Here is a 16,596-nt window from a genome sequence, read left to right on the forward strand (position 1 = left end):
TCGACAGGAGAGAAACCGCCATGCCCGTTATCGATATTCCCGAGCCCGATTTCATGGCGGATGAGGAAATCGCAATCTTCCGCGATGCTGTCGGCAGGTTCTTCGAACAGAAGGCACCGGAAAAGCGGGTGCTGAAATGGCGCGAGGACGGCCAGGTCGAACGGGAATTCTGGCGCGAAGCGGGGGAAGCGGGCATTCTGGGCGTCTCCGTGCCCGAGGAATATGGTGGCCACGGGGGCGATTTCCGGCACGACATGGTGGTGGTGGACCAGATCGGCCACAAGGGCGTCGAAGGCTTCGCCGCCAGCCTGCACAATGTCATTATCCTGCCCTACGTCGTGCGTCATGGCACGGAAGAGCAGAAGCAGCGGTGGCTGCCCCGGCTGGTTTCGGGCGAGCTGGTTTCCGCCATCGCGATGACCGAACCCGGTGTCGGATCGGATCTGCAGAACATCACGACCACCGCGTTAAAGGATGGCAACGGCTATCGCCTGAACGGCTCGAAAACCTTCATTTCCAACGGTCAGATCGCCGATTTCCTCGTCGTCGTGGCCAAGACCAATCCCGACGAGGGTGCGAAGGGCATATCGCTGCTGTGTCTGGAAACCGAAGGGCTTGAAGGGTTCGAGCGCGGCAAGAAGCTCGACAAGATCGGGCTGGATGCGCAGGATACGTCCGAACTGTTCTTCGACGATGTTTTCGTGCCGGCAGACAATGTCCTCGGCGGCGAGGAGGGGCGCGGATTCTATCAGCTGATGGGCGAATTGCCGCAGGAACGCCTGCTGATCGCCATGGGCGCGATGGCGACGATCGAGCGCGCGCTGGATGTGACGGCGGAATATGTCAAACAGCGCAAGGCCTTCGGCAAGACGATCTGGGATTTCCAGAACACCCAGTTCACCCTTGCCGACCTGAAGGCGCGGGGCACGGCGGCCAAGGTCTTCATCAACGATTGCGTCGCGAAGCTGCTGGACGGCAAACTGGACGTCACCACGGCCAGCATCGCAAAATACTGGCTGACCGAATTGCAGGGCGAAACGGTCGACAAATGCCTGCAGCTGCACGGCGGCTGGGGCTATATCAACGACTACCCTATTGCCCGGATGTTCCGTGACAGCCGCATCAGCCGTATCTATGGCGGATCGAACGAGATCATGAAGATGCTGATCGCGCGCTCCATCTGAGCGCGCGTGGCAACGGAAATAGAGGCGATTATGGCGGGCAGGTTTTTCGACCAATGGCAGATCGGGCAGCGGATCGAACATGAGATCCGCCGGACTGTCACCGAAACTGACAATCTGCTGTTCACCACCATGACTCACAACCCGCAGCCCCTGCATCTGGATGCAGAGGCTGCGGGCGCCAGCGAATTCGGGCAGATCCTGGTGAACGGCACTTTCACCTTCGCCCTGATGGTGGGCCTCAGCGTCGGCGACACGACGCTGGGCACGCTGGTCGCCAATCTTGGCTATGACGCGCTGACGATGCCGAAGCCGGTGTTCATCGGCGACACGATGCGGGCGACCAGTGAAGTGACGGCTCTGCGGGAATCGAAATCGCGGCCAGGTGCAGGTATCGTCACCTTCACCCATGAACTGCTGAACCAGCGGGACGAAGTGGTGTGCCGTTGCACCCGTTCTGCCCTGCTGAAGAAGGCGCCCGCTGACAGCTAGAGCCGCGCTAGAAATCGGGAAGGCGCTGGGTGGCGAAGCCCCATCCGGCGAGTCCCTTGGACGCGGCGCGGTCGGTGAGCCGCTTGGCATCTCCGATCGTGAAGACATTCGCAGCCTCGAGCTTCTTCAGCTCGCCCCATGACACGGGCACGGCCACCGGCGCGCCTTCGCGGGCGCGGGCCGAATAGGGCACCACGGCGGTCGCGCCGCGCTGGTTGCGCAGCCAGTCGATGAAGATCTTACCCTTGCGCTTGGCCTTGCTCATGGTGGCGGTGAAGCGGTCCGGCTCGGCCACGGATAACGCTTCGGCGAAACGGCGCGAGAAATCCTTGTGCGTATCCCAATCGTGCCCGCCAGCGTCTGCGCCCGGGTTGTCGAGCGGCACGATGACATGCACGCCCTTGCCGCCCGAGAGCATGGCGAAGCTGGTCAGGCCGATATCGGCCAGCTGGTCGTGAATGTCCTTCGCGGCCGATTTGACGTCAGCGAAATCGAGGCCTTCGTCGGGGTCGAGGTCGAAGATCATCCGGTCGGGCGCTTCTACCGCCGTCGAAGGGGCGTCCCAGCCGTGGAATTCGATGCTGCCCATCTGCACGCATTGCAGGATACCGGGCGCATCCTCGAGGTAGAGATAATCCTCGGTTCCGCCGTTCTTCTCGCGAATGGGAACATGATGCACATGCTCGCCAAACGATCCACTGTCATGTTTCTGGAAGAAGCACTTCTTTCCCCGGCCCTGCGGGCACCGCACCAGGCTGACGGGGCGCCTGGCTGCGAAGGGCAGCATGAGGGGAGCGATGGCGGCATAGTAATCCGCTAGTTCGCCTTTGGTCTGGCCGCTTTCGGGAAAGATGACGCGGTCGCGATTGGAGATGACGATCTCTTCCTCGGCGGCAGGCGCTTCTACGGCGCGCTCCGCCTTGACCTCCGCCGCTTCCTTGTCCTCTCGCAGGCCGAGGAACGAGCCGTGCCGAATGTTCCCATCGGCAGTGAATTCGGCGAAGCCTACTTCGGCCACGAGGCGCGGGGTCAGCCAGGTCACGCCGCGCTTCTGCGCCTTGTCAGCCTCGACCGTGGGCGTCTTGCGTTCCAGGCGGCGCATCTTGCCCGCGAGCATCTCCAGATCGTCCGCCGTGTACCCCGTGCCGACGCGCCCCCTGTAGACCAGTTCGTCGCCTTCGTGCTGCGCCATCACCAGCGAGGCGAAAGGGCGCCCCTTCGCGCTGGACTTCGTGTATCCAACGATAACGAATTCCTGCCGCCGGGTGCATTTCACTTTCACCCATGCCTTGCTGCGAGCGTGCCGATATTTGGCGTCGATCTTCTTGGAGATGATGCCTTCCTGCCCGGCGTCGCACATGGTCTTGAGTAGCTTCTCGCCCGCACCGATGACATGTTCGGCCACATGCAGGGGCGGGGCGGCCTCGGCCAGCAACGCCTCCAGCCTTTCCTTGCGTTCGATATTCGGCTCGTCCGCCAGATCCTGGCCATCTACCTCCAACAGGTCGAAGGCGTGGAAGGAAAGCGCGTCCTCTGCGGTTTGCGAGCCGTGTCCACGCTTCAGGACCGATTGCAGGGCCGAGAAATCGGGATTGCCATAGGGTCCATAGGCGACGATCTCGCCGTCGATCAGGCAGGGCGGGAGACCGAGAGCGGCGAATTCATCCACCAGCGGAGCGAATTTGTCGGTCCAGTCCTTGCCGCTGCGGGTGAAAATTGTGACCTTGTCACCGGCGATCGCCACCATGGCGCGGTAGCCGTCGAATTTGATCTCGTGCATCCAGCCATTGCTGGCGGGCACATTGTCGACCAGCGTCGCGAGTTGCGGCTTGCGGAACTCCGGCGGCTTGCCGGACTTTGCCGCGGTTTTCTTCCTCACGCCCCTGTTTGCGGATTTCGCAGGCGCTTTGGCCTTCATCTTTGCGGCGACATTGTCCACCTCCTTGCCGCTGGCGATTTCGGCCATTGTCCGTCCGGTCGAGATACTGGTCAGACCATGCTGGACCAGTCCGTCACCCGCTTCGGCGAATTCGTCTTGCAACTTGCGCAGCAGCCAGTTTTCACGCTTCTCGTTACCCCGTGGCTTGAGGCGGATCAGCAGCCATTCGCCCTTCATCCTTTCACCATCAAGGGTGAAATGCAGGTGACCGTCTTCGAGGTCGCTCGCCTTCTTGCCCTTGATCGGCGCCCAATGGCCACGGTCCCACAGCATCACCGTGCCGCCGCCATATTCGGCCTTGGGAATGGTGCCTTCGAATGTCGCATAGGCAAGCGGATGGTCTTCGGTACGCACCGCCAGCCGCTTGATGTCGGGATCGGGCGAGGGGCCCTTGGTCACGGCCCAGCTTTTCAGCACACCGTCCACTTCCAGCCGCAAATCCCAGTGAAGGCGGGTCGCATCATGTTTCTGTACCATGAAGATGTTGCCGCTTTTACTGCTCTCCACCTTGCCTGCTGGTTCGGCGGTCAGCTTGAAGTCGCGCTTGGCGTCGTAAGTGCCTAGCGACCCTCTGCTGGCAGAGGATTTCTTCGCCACCTCAAGCGCTCCTCTTCTTTGTCGCCGGTTTTCGGGCAGGCTTGTCGGCCTTCTCCTCGCTTACCGATTTCTTCAGCGCCGCCATCAGGTCGATGACGTTGCCGCCAGTTTCACCGGCAGGCTCCTCGACATCCACGATGCGCGCCTTGCCGCCTTTCGCCTTGGCCTTGCGGTCGATCAGCTTGCGCAGGGCTTCGGTGTAATGATCTTCGAAGGCATCCGCCTCGAACGGTGCGCTTCGCTGATCGATCAGGGTTGTCGCCAGATCCAGCAGGTCCTTCTTCGGTTTGGCTTCGGGTATCTCTTCGAAGAAGGTCTGACCCGCGCGGACCTCGTCGGCATAGCGCAAGACCTCCAGCAACAATCCCTTGCCGCAGGGCTTCAGCGCGACCAGCTTCTCGCTCCCGCGCACGGATAGCTGACCGAGTGCTACCTTCTTCGCCTTGCGCAAGGCTTCGCGCAGGACGATGAAAGCTTCCTCCGCCAGATTGTCGGACGGGACTACGTAGTAAGGTTTCTCGAAATAGAGCGGGTCGATTTCGCAGGCATCGACGAATTGCACGAGTTCCAGCGTCTTGCGGCTCTCGATCTTGACCGAGTCGAAATCCTCATCGTCAAGCAGGACGTAATTGCCCTTCGAAATCTCGTACCCCTTGATGATCTCTTCCCGGTCGACGGGGCCAATGCCTTCGACGGTCTTTTCATAGGAGATGCGCTTGCCCGAAGGTTCGTGAATCTGATTGAAGCGTAAGCGGGCGCCGGATTTCGTGGCGCTGTAAATTTCCACGGGAATCGAAACCAGCGCCAGCCTGATCTGCCCCTGCCAATATGCCCTTGCGGCCATGTGTCTGTCTCCCGATGATATTTCGGCATCCTGCCTCATCTGAAACAGCGTTTGCCGCAGCATTTGGTTTCAGCGCGCCAACAGGGCCGAAGTACCTCACGGCGAGGTGCGTGTTATCTTGCCATTCACCCGGCACGACCTACATATCCTCAGGTACGAAAGGATCATGCTTCGATGAGCGATAACAAGGAACCGCAGGACCCGAATGCCGGCGGGCCGAATCCCTGGGTGAAGAGCCTGATGGTATGGGGCGGCATATTCCTCGCCCTGTTGCTGGTCGTGTCGATGTTCGGCGGGGCCGGGCAGAATGCGGGCACGCAGATCCGCTATTCCGATTTCCGCGATCAGGTCGCGGCGGGTCAGGTGCAGGAAGTGCAAATCGCCCCCGACAAGATCACCGGTGAGCTCCGCAATGGCGAGGCGTTCACGACCGTGCCGGTGGCAGGCGATTCCGACCTGACGCAATTGCTGGATGAAAACGACGTCGAATATTCAGGGCAAGCTCAGGAGCAGATGAATTTGCTGCTCGCGATATTGCTGAATTCGCTTCCCTTCATTCTGATCATCGGCATCGCCTTCTTTGCCCTGCGTCAGGTGCAGAAGGGCGGCGGCGCCGGCGGAGCGATGGGCTTTGGCAAATCCAAGGCCAAGATGCTGACCGAAAAGCAGGGCCGCGTAACCTTTGCCGACGTCGCCGGTATCGACGAAGCGCGCGAGGAACTGGAAGAAATCGTCGAATTCCTGAAGGATCCCTCGCGCTTTTCCAAGCTGGGCGGCCAGATTCCGAAGGGCGCGCTGCTGGTCGGCAGCCCCGGTACCGGCAAGACCTTGCTCGCCCGCGCCATTGCGGGTGAGGCAGGTGTGCCGTTCTTCACCATTTCGGGCTCCGACTTCGTCGAAATGTTCGTCGGCGTCGGTGCATCGCGTGTGCGCGACATGTTCGAACAGGCGAAGAAGAACGCGCCCTGCATCCTCTTCATCGACGAAATCGACGCCGTTGGCCGCAGCCGTGGCCATGGCATGGGCAATTCCAACGACGAGCGCGAGCAGACGCTGAACCAGCTGCTGGTGGAAATGGATGGTTTCGAGGCCAATGAAGGCATCATCATCATCGCCGCGACCAACCGGCCCGACGTGCTCGACCCCGCTCTGCTGCGTCCCGGCCGTTTCGACCGCCAGGTCGTGGTGCCGGTGCCCGATATCGAAGGCCGCGAGAAGATTCTCGACGTTCACATGGCGAAGGTGCCGCTGGCACCCGACGTCAATGGCCGCACCATCGCGCGCGGTACGCCCGGTTTCTCGGGTGCGGATCTTGCCAATCTGGTGAACGAGGCTGCCCTGCTGGCCGCCCGCCGCAACAAGCGGCTGGTCGCGATGCAGGAATTCGAGGACGCCAAGGACAAGGTCATGATGGGCAGCGAACGCCGTTCCATGGTCATGACCGAGGACGAGAAGAAAATGACCGCCTATCACGAGGCGGGTCACGCCCTTGTCAGCATCAACGAGGAAGCTTCGGACCCCATCCACAAGGCCACCATCATCCCGCGTGGCGGCGCTTTGGGCATGGTCATGCGCCTGCCGGAGCGCGACAATTACTCCTACCACCGCGACAAGATGCACGCCAATCTGGCTGTCGCCATGGGCGGCCGCGTGGCGGAGGAGCTGATCTTCGGATATAACAAGGTCAGTTCCGGTGCGTCCTCCGACATTCAATACGCCACCGACCTCGCCCGCAACATGGTGACGAAGTGGGGCATGTCGGACAAGCTGGGGCCGCTGCAATATGAGCATAGCCAGGAAGGCTATCTCGGCATGGGCCAGACCAGCCGCACGATGGGCTCGGACGAAACCAACAAGCTGATCGATTCCGAGATTCGCGAACTGGTTGAAGGGGCGCACAAGCGTGCCACCGATCTGCTAACGGATCAGGAAGACAAGCTGCATCTGCTGGCACAGGCGATGCTCGAATATGAGACGCTGACCGGGCAGGAAATCGACCAGCTGCTTGAAACCGGCGAAATCGATCGGCCGGATGAACCCAAGGGTCCGCGTCAGGTGCGGCCTGTACGCGGTTCCGCCATTCCCAAATCGGGCAAGCGGTTCGGCGGTGCGGGAGGCGCAGCGCCGCAGGGCGCTTAATTGTGGGCCTCCAAATCGGCGATAGAACGGCCCCGGCGATGCAAATCTCCGGGGTCTTTTCTTTGCCCAACACGCATCAGCGGAGCGGGAACAGTCCGTGAACACAGGGGTTGTATGGACAAAGGAGAATTGCGATGAGTTCCACCACGCCGAGCGAGAACCCGAAGTCCGATCCGGTGTCCAATGCGGAGAAAAACCCCGACAACTGGACCACCGGTGACGAGAAGATGACCGGCGCACAGGCCAGCTATCTGAAAACCTTATGCGAGGAAGCCGGGCAGCCTGAGAAATATGATAATGAATTGTCGAAAGCCGACGCTTCGAAGATGATTGATGCGCTTCAGGAAGAGACCGGGCGAGGCCAGTAGGCCTGTCGTAAACTGTTTTGAGTAGCAGATACGAAAAAGGCCGCTCTTCCAAAGGAGGAGCGGCCTTTCCTGTCAGGACAAAAGATATTAGCCCTCGTAATCGGATCCGACAGAGGTCGAGCGTGCCGGCGCAGATGCGGTGATCCGCAGCGCTTCGGCGGACTGGCTCAGCGAACCGATTTCGTCGGCTTCATCCTCGTCATCGGGCAAGATGCGCTGCAGGCCCGTAATAACGCTTTCGTTCAGTTCCTTCGGCTTCACGGTCTGTTCGGCGATTTCGCGAAGCGCCACGACCGGGTTCTTGTCCCGATCACGGTCGAGGGTCAGTTCGGCACCGCCGGAAATCTCCCGCGCGCGCTGGGCTGCCAGCAGCACGAGATCGAAACGGTTGGGGATCTTGTCGACACAATCTTCGACGGTAACGCGCGCCATATGGCACTCCAGATAACGGATATTTCGAGAAAGTCCGCGACCTATTCGGAAGACCCGCGAAAGTCAACAAATTTACCGAGGCTTGCAGGACCACGCCAGCCGGTCCAGAGGTGATCCGCATGACGGGGCAGAACATTCACGCGGCGGACGACCGGGAGGCGGAAGCGGCAGGCACGGCCTATCGCGATCCGGAGCCTTTCGCCCTGACAGCGCAGGGGCATGAACTGACCTTCTACCCCGGCGGGCAGGGCCGCCTGGATTGCCTGATCCGCCTGATCGACGAAGCCCGGCAGTCGATCCGCATGTGCTTCTACATATTCGCCGAAGACGACACGGGCCGCCTGGTGCGCGAGGCACTCACCCGCGCGGCTGCACGCGGCGTGCGCTGCACGCTGGTAGTGGATTGCTTCGGGTCCGAAGCCGAAGAGGATTTCTTCAAGCCCTTCACTGCGGCAGGTGGCACGCAATGCAAGTTCAGCTCGCGATGGACGCATCGCTATTTGATACGCAATCACCAGAAGATCGTGGTGGTGGACGATCAGACCGGCATGATCGGCGGCTTCAACATACAGGATGATTATTTCGCCCTGCCGCAGGAAAATGGCTGGAGCGACCTTGGCATCGTCATCGAAGGTCCTGTTGTCACCGATCTGGTGACATGGTTCGACAAGCTGGCCGCGTGGACTGAAGACCCGCAGGCCAAATGGCAGGCCATACGGCGGATCATCAAGGGCTGGGAGCCGGGCGACGGGCCTGTTCGCCTGCTGGTCGGCGGGCCGACCAAGGGTCTTTCGAGTTGGGCCGCCATTGTCGGGCGGGACCTTGCCTGCAGCCGCAGACTCGACATGGCCATGGCCTATTTTTCGCCGCCCAAGCGGCTGCTGCGGCGTGTTGGACGGATCGCCAGGGACGGTGAGGCGCGCCTCGTGCTCGCCGGAAAGTCGGACAATGCCGCGACCATAGGCGCGACGCGGCTGTTGAATTCCTATCTGCTGAAAAAAGACGCCCAAATCTGGGAGTTCGATGCCTGTAAATTGCATACCAAGCTGATCGTGCTGGACGATGCCGTCTATATCGGCAGCGCGAATTTCGACATGCGCAGCCTGTATCTCAATCTGGAGTTGATGCTACGGATAGAGGATGCCTCCCTGGCCGCCAGGATGCGTGAGTTTGTCGAATGGCAGATGAAGGGCGCACGGAAAATCACGCCGAAACTGCATGCGGAGCGCGCGACTGTGTGGAACCGCTTTCGCTGGGGCCTCAGCTGGCTGCTGGTCTCGGTTCTGGATTACACGGTATCAAGACGGCTGAACCTCGGCCTCTGACGCATAAGACAGGCTCACTCGTAGGAACTGTCGTATTCGCCTTCCGCCAGATCGGAGAATTTGGTGTAACGCGGTTCAAATTTCAGGCGCACCTTGCCGGTCGAACCGTGGCGCTGCTTCGCCACGATAAGCTCCGCCAGGCCGAAGACCCGCTCCATGTCCGCCGCCCATGCCGCGTGGGCATCATGCGTCGCCATGTCATCGCCTTCCACAGGACGTTTCGGTTCGCGTGAGCCGACGTAGTAATCCTCGCGGAACACGAACCACACCATGTCGGCGTCCTGCTCGATCGATCCTGATTCGCGCAGATCCGACAGCATCGGCCGCTTGTCGTCCCGCTGTTCCACGGCGCGCGACAATTGCGACAGGGCGATCACCGGAAGTTCGAGTTCCTTTGCCAGAGTTTTCAGGCCCCGGCTGATTTCCGAAATCTCGTTCACCCGGTTGTCCGTTGCGCGGCCCGAGCCTTGCAGCAATTGCAGATAGTCGACGACGATCAGGCCGATGTTGTGCTTGCGCTTCAACCGCCGTGCACGGGTCCGCAGGGCGGCAATGGTCAGCGCTGGCGTGTCATCGATGTACAGCGGCAGTTCGGCCAACGTCTGGCTGGTGAACGCCAGCTTCTGAAACTCTTCGCGGCTGATTTTGCCCATGCGCAGCGCGGAACTGGAAATGCTGGACTGTTCCGACAGGATACGCGTGGCCAGCTGGTCGGCGCTCATTTCCAGGCTGAAGAACGCGACGCCCGCGCCGACGCTTTCCTCGATCCCGTCCTGCCGGTCATCGAGGAAGCGCTTGGCGCAATTATAGGCGATATTGGTGGCGAGAGAGGTCTTGCCCATGCCCGGACGCCCGGCGAGGATGACGAGATCGCTGTCATGCAGCCCCCCGATCTTTTCATTGATGCTGGACAGGCCAGTGGTCTTGCCGCTGATGCTGCCGCCGGAATTGATCGCCCGCTCGATCATGCCGAGCGCCTTGTGCGTCGCCATGCCGAAGCTGGAGGCTTCATTGTTGGTGGAGGCGCCTTCCGCCACCTTGAACAGGTCCTGTTCGGCCTTCTCGATCTGCTTCAGCGGGGCCACTGCGTCGGACGTGTCCAGCGCGCCTTCGACCAGATTGCGGCCGACGCTGACCAGCTCGCGCAAGAGGGCCAGATCGTAGATCTGCTCGGCCAGTTCGCGCGGTGCGAGCAGGCCCTGTCCGTCGGCGGTGAGCCGGGCGAGATAGGTAATTCCGCCCAGTTCCTTCAGGGCCTCGTCCGCTTCGAAATAGGGTTTCAGCGTTACCGGCGTGACCACCGCATTGCGGTCGAGCAGAGTCACGATACGTTCGAATACGCGCGCATGGACCGGTTCGAAGAAATGCTCGGGCCGAATCGGCGTCTGCAATTCCTCGACCACCCGATTATCGATCAGAACCGCGCCCAGAAACGCGGCCTCGGCCTCGATGTTCGCGGGCAGGGTTCGGCCCTGTGCATTGTCCGTTCCAGCGGAGGCGTCGGGGCGGAGAAGAAGTTCGAGATCGGCCATGCGCGCTGCAATGGGCCTGCTGCCTGCCGGATGGCAAGAGGAGGAATCGCGAGGTGCCCTGTGGATAGCGTGGATGAATGCCAAAGCCCTTGCGCGCAACGCATGCGATCTGCGAAAGCAGGCCTTCCATGCCCGAAACCGCCACCGATTATCGCATCAGCCATATCGCCCTCGACGAGGATACGATCCTGTGGCGCAATGCCGATGTCGAACAGGAGCGGCGCGTGGCGATTTTCGATCTGATCGAGGAAAATACCTTCAAGCCCGTGCGCTCGGTGCAGCGCGGGAACCATGGCCCCTATCGGCTGCAACTGGCCGTTCGCGACGGGCGGCTGGCGATGGACATCGCCGACGAGGCGGGCGAGCCGCTCGAATCTCTGTTGATCGGGCTTGCCCGGTTCCGCCGGCCGATCCGCGAATATTTCGCGATCTGCGATTCCTATTATCAGGCCATTCGCAAGGCGACGGCGGCCGAGATCGAGACGATCGACATGGCCCGGCGCGGTATTCACAATGAAGCGGCGGAAAATCTGCAGGAACGGCTCGAAGGCAAGGTGGAAACGGACTTCGCGACGGCCCGCCGGTTGTTCACCCTTATCTGCGTCCTGCACATCAAAGGTTGAGGGGCGCTATGGCACGCAGGAAGGCACAGGGACGCGGCTGGAAGCTGCGCATCGCGCTGCTGCTGGTGGTTCTGGCTGCGGCTTCGGCGGCGTGGCTGTGGTGGGATCTTCGGCACTGGACACCCGACCCCGCCGCTTATCCGGATCAGGGTGTCGAAATCGGTTCGGAAGACGGAGCAATCAACTTCCGCACCCTTCGGGCCTTGGGAGCGGGTTTCGCCTATCTGGACGCGAGTTCGGGCGCAGCGGGGCAGGACCCCAGCTTCGTTCGCAATCTGGCGGATGCGCGCGATGCCGGACTGATGGCTGGTGCGGTGCATCGCTACGATCCATGTGTCATGGCGGATGCGCAGACGGCCAATTTCGTCACCATGACGCCGAGGGAAGACACTTTGCTCCCGCCCGTCATCCACCTGGCCGAAACGGCGGAAAATTGCCCTGAAAGGGTGAGCGAGGCGGCAGTCGAGAGCGAGCTGACCACGCTGATAAACCAGATCGAAACCCACACCGGCAAGCCCGTCCTGCTGAAGGTCGATGAGGCATTCGAGGATGAATACGGCCTCGCCGCCCGCTTCGAACGGAACCTCTGGCTGACGCGCACACGCTTGCAGCCCGAATATGCCGGACGGCCCTGGCTGCTCTGGACGGCGAATGAATATTTCCGCAGCCCTGCGGCCGATGCGCCCCTGCGCTGGGTCGTGGCGCAGAATTGAGCGAGAGAATGCAGAAGCAGACCGAAAACGAAGCCCTGATTGCCGCTGCCCGCGAGGCGGCAGCGCATTCCTATGCCCCTTATTCGAATTTCGCCGTGGGTGCTGCTCTGCGCTTTGCGGATGGTTCGGTCGTGACCGGAACCAATATCGAAAATGCCAGCTACGGCCTTGCGCTCTGCGCCGAGACTGTCGCGGTGGCGAAGGCCATGGCCGAGGGCAGGCGCGGAGGCCTGACGGCTGTTGCCGTGACCGGACCGGGTACCGATCCCATCACGCCGTGCGGGCGGTGCCGACAGGTGTTGAACGAATTGGCGCAACTCGGACGCACGGACCCGGCGATCCTGTGCGTCGGGCCGCAGGAAATCCGCACCACCACACTCAGCCGCCTGCTGCCCAACGCTTTCGGTCCGGCGAGCCTGGACTGATTGATAAGCACCCTGCCGCGCCTCTCGCTTGAGCGGGCGGCGGGGTGCTGTGAATCTCGCGGACTATTCCCCGCGCGTCTCGATCCATTCCAGCAGGCTGGCGAGGCAGTCGCGCGCCAGCATCTTCGACCGTTCCGGGCTCCAGGCCTGTTCGGTGTCGGGCAGCGAGGCGTTGTCCTTGAAGGGCATCTCCAGCGTCATGGCCACTGCGCCGAAGCGTTCCGCCACCTGGTTGGTGCTCATGGAAAGATTGGCCGTGCCGGGCTTGGCGATGCTGTAGCCTTTCTCCGTCTGGAAATCGGGCGTGCGGCGGTCCAGAATGGCGCGGTAGCGCTCATAGCCGTCGCCCTGTTCCTGTTTCCACGACGGAATGCCCTCAAAACCGGCAAGGAATGCGGCTGCGATCGCCTCGTCGCCATGAACGTCCATGGCGAAATCGACACCGGTCTCGTCCATCGCGTTGCGGATCGCCAGCACTTCGGGAGCCTTGTCGGCGGCGGGATTGTCCCACTCGCGGTTCAGATTGGCGCCGCAGGCATTGGTTCGCAGATGTCCGCGCGACGATCCGTCGGGATTGCAATTGGGCACGACATGAAACCGGCAGAGATCGCGCAGCTTGCGGCCCACGGGGTCGGCAGGGTCGGTCAGCACTTCCAGCGCGCCTTCCATCCACCATTCGGCCATGCTTTCGCCCGGATGCTGGCGGGCATAGAGCCATACCTGCATATCGCCATCACCCGTCGACAGGCAATCGAGCGGCTGGCCATCGAGCGTCCGGCCGAGACTACGCCATGAAACACCGTCCGACGCGGCGCTCTCGGCGATCAGATCGTGATGCCGTTCCATGGAATAAGGCGCGAAATAGGAAAACCAGGCAAGATCGCTCGCGGGGGTATAGCGAATGGTCAGCGTGCCGCCGTCTTCCGCCTTGTCATAGGACGATGGCGCGCGGCCCCAATATTCGCGGTCTTCGCTGACGACCGAATCATAGTCGGTCCAGCCGCCCGGATAAGCGCTTTCTTCGAGGCCCGTGATCTTCAGCTCCAGTTCCCGCCCCGCCGCACCGGCGACCCGGAAATGGTACCACTGGCGGAAATCGGAATTGTTGTCCTTGCGCAGCGCAAGGCGCGCGCTCGCTCCGTCGATGGAGACAATTTCGATATTGCCGCTGTCGAACTGACTGTCGATCTGGATGTCTGTCACCTGTTAACCTTTACTTCCACGGTTTCGCCGCTCTCTCCGGGGAATTCGCGGAACAGTGCGTTCGCGACCGTGGCGGCATTGGCGTTCGCCTGTGCGAGTGGAGAGTCCGGGTCAACCGCAAATTCGGCGCGGCCTTCCCAAAGCGGCTGGCCTCCGGTCCGGTCGCGGATGGTTACGCCCAATTGGGTAAGCACTTCCTCGTCGCTGCCGCCGCCAAGGTTCAGGCCAAGGCCGACGCCGACACCCGAACCATAACCGCCGGTGCCGCCCCCGACACCGACGCTGACCGGCCCGCGCCGCTGCCCCCGGGCGAGGATCTGACGGTCGAGCCGCACTTCTGCCACCTGTCCAGCTTCGCCCCGGGCGACTTCGCGATAACCGAGGCGGCGCAATTCCTCGGCCACTGCCGCCTTGTAGACCGAGAGCTCCAGCGCGCCAGCAGGTTGAGCGCTGAGCCCATCATCGTTCCAGCCAGCCCCGGGAACCTCGTTTCCATAGGCCGGTGCGCTGTCGATGAAGATGGTGCCGCTTCCCAGCTGGTCCAGCACTGCCGGTGCATGAAAGCGCGTGACCTCGACAGGGCCGGGCGCGGTGGCGCAAGCCGCCAGCGATGCTGTGGCTGCAGTGGCGAGAGCAAGCTTGAAAAGTCGGTTCATGGCTGGGTTCCTGTCGAAGCGTCAGGAGCTTAACGCATCAATAGCGCTGCGGGTCCGGATGGTCGCTATAAGTGAACTGCCGTCATGCTGTGACCAGGCTGGCAGGAGCACCTCGCAAATTAGCGTTATGGCTTGTTCGGTTTCGTGGTGGCGCGTGCCCATGAACAGGATCCCCACCGCGAAATGCCCCGTCCTCGTTACCGGGGGGGGCAGGATATATCGGCAGCCATGCCGTGCTGGCCTTGCGCGATGCAGCATGGCCGGTCGCGGTACTGGATAATCTGGCGACGGGGTTCCGCTTCGCAGTGCCCGATGATGTGTCCTTCTATGAAGGCGACGTCTCCGATGCCGAGCTTGTCGCGCAAATCATTTCCGAACAGGGAACGCGGGCCGTCATGCATTTCGCCGGCAGCGTGGTGGTGCCGGAATCGGTTGCGGACCCGCTGAAGTTTTACGCCAACAACACCGCTGCCAGCCGCGCCCTGATCGAAGCGGCGGTGAAAGCGGGCGTTCCGCACTTCATCTTCTCCAGCACGGCAGCGACCTACGGCGTGCCCGAAGCTTCGCCCGTAAGCGAGGATATGCCGAAGGAGCCGATCAATCCCTATGGCTGGTCGAAGCTGATGACCGAACGGATGCTGGCCGATGTCGCAGCGGCGCACCCGATCAATTATGGCGCGCTACGCTATTTCAACGTCGCGGGCGCTGACCCGCAGGCGCGCAGCGGCCAATCGACCGCAGGCGCGACGCATCTGATCAAGGTCGCGGTGGAAGCGGCGACGGGCAAGCGTGACCGCGTCGCGATCTTCGGCACCGATTACGATACGCCCGACGGAACGGGGGTTCGCGACTATATCCACGTCAGTGATCTGGCTGCGGCCCATGTGCTGGCGCTTGAAGCATTGATCGCGCATCCAGAACGGTCGCTCACCATGAATTGCGGCTATGGCCGCGGTTTCTCCGTGACAGAGGTGCTGGACGCCGTGGACAGCGTGACCGGCGCCCGCATCACCCGGACGCATGAACCGCGCCGCCCCGGCGACCCGGCCTCGCTGGTGTCGGACCCGTCGCGTATTCGCGCTACCCTGCCGTGGCAGCCGCAATATGACGACCTCGGCACCATCATCGCCCATGCAATGGCTTGGGAGCACAGACTTGCCGAAATGCGCTCTGCCAAGGGCGACAATGGTTGACTCGATCAACCGGGCCGCATAGGTGCGCGCCTTGAATTTTCGGCACGGAGATCTATCTCCGGAGCCAATCTTTTCGGGAACTGACATGAAAATCCGCAACAGCCTCAAGTCGCTGAAGAACCGCCATCGTGACTGCCGCGTGATTCGCCGCCGCGGTCGCACCTATGTCATCAACAAGACCAATCGCCGCTTCAAGGCCCGCCAGGGCTGACGTAGCTGGCTCCGGCCTGATTGGCCGGGCCTTGGGCAAGATCGGCTCGCCTCCTTTCAGGAGCGCGGGCCTTTGCCGTTTCGGACTCAGCAACAGGCAAGGATTGCAATGACAGATCGAATCGAAGCAGTCGTATTCGATGTCGGCCGCGTGCTGGTGCAGTGGGAAATGCGTGCGCTGTTCGTCAAGCTGATTGACGATGCCGAAGCGCTCGAATTCTTCCTGATTAACGTACTGCCCGAAAGCTGGCACTTCCAGCACGATGCCGGACGGCCGATTGCCGAGATGGTTGCCGAGCGCAAGGCCGAGTTTCCCGAGCACGCCCATCTGATCGAAGCCTATGCGCAGCGCTTCCTCGAAACCATTCCCGGGCCGGTGGCGGGCACCCATGAACTCGTCCAGCGGCTGGATGAAACCGGCATTTCCCTGTTCGCGATCACCAATTTCGGTGCCGATTTCTGGGCCTTGTTCCGGCCAACAGCGCCGGTGCTCGACAGGTTTCGCGACATCGTCGTTTCGGGTCAGGAGAAACTGGTGAAGCCGGACCCGGCAATTTACCGCCTTGCGGCCGAGCGGTTCGGCTACTCGCCGAGGGCCATGCTGTTTATCGACGACAACAGGGACAATGTCGCCGCGGCACGGCTGGAGGGATGGCGCGCGCATCACTTTACGGATGCTTCGGCGCTTGAGGCGGAACTGACTGCCCTGGGCCTCTTGGCCTGA

The 16,596-nt window shown here is 61.8% G+C and carries 16 protein-coding genes and 1 pseudogene; 11 read left to right on the plus strand and 6 right to left on the minus strand.

Annotation, left to right across the window (positions count from 1 at the left end; genetic code table 11):
- Positions 1-20: 20 nt before the first annotated feature.
- Both G7A66_RS08365 and G7A66_RS08370 read left to right on the plus strand, forming a co-directional pair.
- Complete coding sequence (locus G7A66_RS08365) at positions 21-1,184, plus strand: acyl-CoA dehydrogenase family protein (protein WP_174295243.1); 1,164 nt, start codon at positions 21-23, stop codon at positions 1,182-1,184.
- Positions 1,185-1,214: 30 nt separating this feature from the next.
- On the plus strand, positions 1,215-1,673 hold the full coding sequence (locus G7A66_RS08370; RefSeq protein ID WP_174295305.1) for a MaoC family dehydratase: 459 nt from the start codon (positions 1,215-1,217) through the stop codon (positions 1,671-1,673).
- 7 nt (positions 1,674-1,680) lie between these two features.
- On the opposite strand, the gene ligD is transcribed toward G7A66_RS08370, so the two are convergent.
- Positions 1,681-4,209, minus strand: coding sequence for a DNA ligase D (gene ligD, locus G7A66_RS08375; RefSeq protein ID WP_174295244.1), 2,529 nt, complete (start codon positions 4,207-4,209; stop codon positions 1,681-1,683).
- Position 4,210: 1 nt separating this feature from the next.
- Positions 4,211-5,053, minus strand: coding sequence for a non-homologous end joining protein Ku (ku, locus tag G7A66_RS08380; protein ID WP_174295245.1), 843 nt, complete (start codon positions 5,051-5,053; stop codon positions 4,211-4,213).
- A 174-nt stretch (positions 5,054-5,227) separates the two neighbouring features.
- Here ku and ftsH point away from each other — a divergent pair, with 174 nt between their 5' ends.
- Together ftsH and G7A66_RS08390 are read left to right on the plus strand one after the other, a co-directional pair.
- Complete coding sequence (ftsH, locus tag G7A66_RS08385) at positions 5,228-7,192, plus strand: ATP-dependent zinc metalloprotease FtsH (RefSeq protein ID WP_174295246.1); 1,965 nt, start codon at positions 5,228-5,230, stop codon at positions 7,190-7,192.
- Between the two features lie 134 nt (positions 7,193-7,326).
- Complete coding sequence (locus G7A66_RS08390; RefSeq protein ID WP_174295247.1) at positions 7,327-7,560, plus strand: DUF3072 domain-containing protein; 234 nt, start codon at positions 7,327-7,329, stop codon at positions 7,558-7,560.
- An 87-nt stretch (positions 7,561-7,647) separates the two neighbouring features.
- On the opposite strand, the gene rpoZ is transcribed toward G7A66_RS08390, so the two are convergent.
- The gene (gene rpoZ / locus G7A66_RS08395; RefSeq protein ID WP_174295248.1) at positions 7,648-7,992 is read right to left on the minus strand and encodes a DNA-directed RNA polymerase subunit omega; all 345 of its coding nucleotides are present in this window, start codon (positions 7,990-7,992) and stop codon (positions 7,648-7,650) included.
- 119 nt (positions 7,993-8,111) lie between these two features.
- Here rpoZ and G7A66_RS08400 point away from each other — a divergent pair, with 119 nt between their 5' ends.
- A complete protein-coding gene (locus G7A66_RS08400) occupies positions 8,112-9,317 on the plus strand; it encodes a phospholipase D-like domain-containing protein (protein ID WP_174295249.1) in 1,206 nt (401 codons plus the stop codon).
- A gap of 14 nt (positions 9,318-9,331) precedes the next feature.
- Here G7A66_RS08400 and G7A66_RS08405 read toward each other — a convergent pair whose 3' ends face one another.
- The gene (locus G7A66_RS08405) at positions 9,332-10,849 is read right to left on the minus strand and encodes a replicative DNA helicase (protein WP_174295250.1); all 1,518 of its coding nucleotides are present in this window, start codon (positions 10,847-10,849) and stop codon (positions 9,332-9,334) included.
- A 128-nt stretch (positions 10,850-10,977) separates the two neighbouring features.
- On the opposite strand from G7A66_RS08405, the gene G7A66_RS08410 reads away from it, so the two are divergent.
- Genes G7A66_RS08410 through G7A66_RS08420 form a run of 3 tightly spaced genes read left to right on the plus strand, consistent with a single transcriptional unit; the run spans position 10,978 to position 12,610 of the window.
- Complete coding sequence (locus tag G7A66_RS08410; protein WP_174295251.1) at positions 10,978-11,472, plus strand: UPF0262 family protein; 495 nt, start codon at positions 10,978-10,980, stop codon at positions 11,470-11,472.
- Positions 11,473-11,480: 8 nt separating this feature from the next.
- Positions 11,481-12,185: a glycoside hydrolase family 25 protein gene (locus G7A66_RS08415; RefSeq protein ID WP_174295252.1), complete on the plus strand. Its 705-nt coding sequence runs from the start codon at positions 11,481-11,483 to the stop codon at positions 12,183-12,185.
- 8 nt (positions 12,186-12,193) lie between these two features.
- On the plus strand, positions 12,194-12,610 hold the full coding sequence (locus G7A66_RS08420) for a cytidine deaminase (protein ID WP_174295253.1): 417 nt from the start codon (positions 12,194-12,196) through the stop codon (positions 12,608-12,610).
- A gap of 63 nt (positions 12,611-12,673) precedes the next feature.
- Here the strand turns inward: G7A66_RS08420 and G7A66_RS08425 are convergent, their stop codons facing one another.
- Together G7A66_RS08425 and G7A66_RS08430 are read right to left on the minus strand one after the other, a co-directional pair.
- A complete protein-coding gene (locus G7A66_RS08425; protein ID WP_174295254.1) occupies positions 12,674-13,813 on the minus strand; it encodes a M14 family metallopeptidase in 1,140 nt (379 codons plus the stop codon).
- On the minus strand, positions 13,810-14,469 hold the full coding sequence (locus tag G7A66_RS08430; RefSeq protein WP_174295255.1) for a hypothetical protein: 660 nt from the start codon (positions 14,467-14,469) through the stop codon (positions 13,810-13,812). The genes G7A66_RS08425 and G7A66_RS08430 overlap by 4 nt, the downstream gene beginning before the upstream one ends.
- 160 nt (positions 14,470-14,629) lie before the next feature.
- On the opposite strand from G7A66_RS08430, the pseudogene galE reads away from it, so the two are divergent.
- From galE to G7A66_RS08445, 3 genes and pseudogenes are all read left to right on the plus strand, one after another.
- A pseudogene (gene galE, locus G7A66_RS08435) lies at positions 14,630-15,662 on the plus strand (UDP-glucose 4-epimerase GalE).
- 85 nt (positions 15,663-15,747) lie between these two features.
- A complete protein-coding gene (ykgO, locus tag G7A66_RS08440; RefSeq protein ID WP_007165381.1) occupies positions 15,748-15,873 on the plus strand; it encodes a type B 50S ribosomal protein L36 in 126 nt (41 codons plus the stop codon).
- A gap of 108 nt (positions 15,874-15,981) precedes the next feature.
- Complete coding sequence (locus G7A66_RS08445; protein WP_174295256.1) at positions 15,982-16,596, plus strand: HAD family hydrolase; 615 nt, start codon at positions 15,982-15,984, stop codon at positions 16,594-16,596.

Origin of the sequence: Alteripontixanthobacter muriae, from assembly GCF_013336795.1 — a bacterium.
In the GTDB taxonomy this organism is placed as follows: Bacteria; Pseudomonadota; Alphaproteobacteria; order Sphingomonadales; family Sphingomonadaceae; genus Pseudopontixanthobacter; species Pseudopontixanthobacter muriae.

Coding starts and splice junctions, on each gene's coding strand:
- G7A66_RS08365 (WP_174295243.1), top strand. CDS start 21: ATGCCCGTTATCGATATTCCCGAGCCCGATTTCATGGCGGATGAGGAA.
- G7A66_RS08370 (WP_174295305.1), top strand. CDS start 1,215: ATGGCGGGCAGGTTTTTCGACCAATGGCAGATCGGGCAGCGGATCGAA.
- ku (WP_174295245.1), bottom strand. CDS start 5,053: ATGGCCGCAAGGGCATATTGGCAGGGGCAGATCAGGCTGGCGCTGGTT.
- ftsH (WP_174295246.1), top strand. CDS start 5,228: ATGAGCGATAACAAGGAACCGCAGGACCCGAATGCCGGCGGGCCGAAT.
- G7A66_RS08390 (WP_174295247.1), top strand. CDS start 7,327: ATGAGTTCCACCACGCCGAGCGAGAACCCGAAGTCCGATCCGGTGTCC.
- rpoZ (WP_174295248.1), bottom strand. CDS start 7,992: ATGGCGCGCGTTACCGTCGAAGATTGTGTCGACAAGATCCCCAACCGT.
- G7A66_RS08400 (WP_174295249.1), top strand. CDS start 8,112: ATGACGGGGCAGAACATTCACGCGGCGGACGACCGGGAGGCGGAAGCG.
- G7A66_RS08405 (WP_174295250.1), bottom strand. CDS start 10,849: ATGGCCGATCTCGAACTTCTTCTCCGCCCCGACGCCTCCGCTGGAACG.
- G7A66_RS08410 (WP_174295251.1), top strand. CDS start 10,978: ATGCCCGAAACCGCCACCGATTATCGCATCAGCCATATCGCCCTCGAC.
- G7A66_RS08415 (WP_174295252.1), top strand. CDS start 11,481: ATGGCACGCAGGAAGGCACAGGGACGCGGCTGGAAGCTGCGCATCGCG.
- G7A66_RS08420 (WP_174295253.1), top strand. CDS start 12,194: ATGCAGAAGCAGACCGAAAACGAAGCCCTGATTGCCGCTGCCCGCGAG.
- G7A66_RS08430 (WP_174295255.1), bottom strand. CDS start 14,469: ATGAACCGACTTTTCAAGCTTGCTCTCGCCACTGCAGCCACAGCATCG.
- ykgO (WP_007165381.1), top strand. CDS start 15,748: ATGAAAATCCGCAACAGCCTCAAGTCGCTGAAGAACCGCCATCGTGAC.
- G7A66_RS08445 (WP_174295256.1), top strand. CDS start 15,982: ATGACAGATCGAATCGAAGCAGTCGTATTCGATGTCGGCCGCGTGCTG.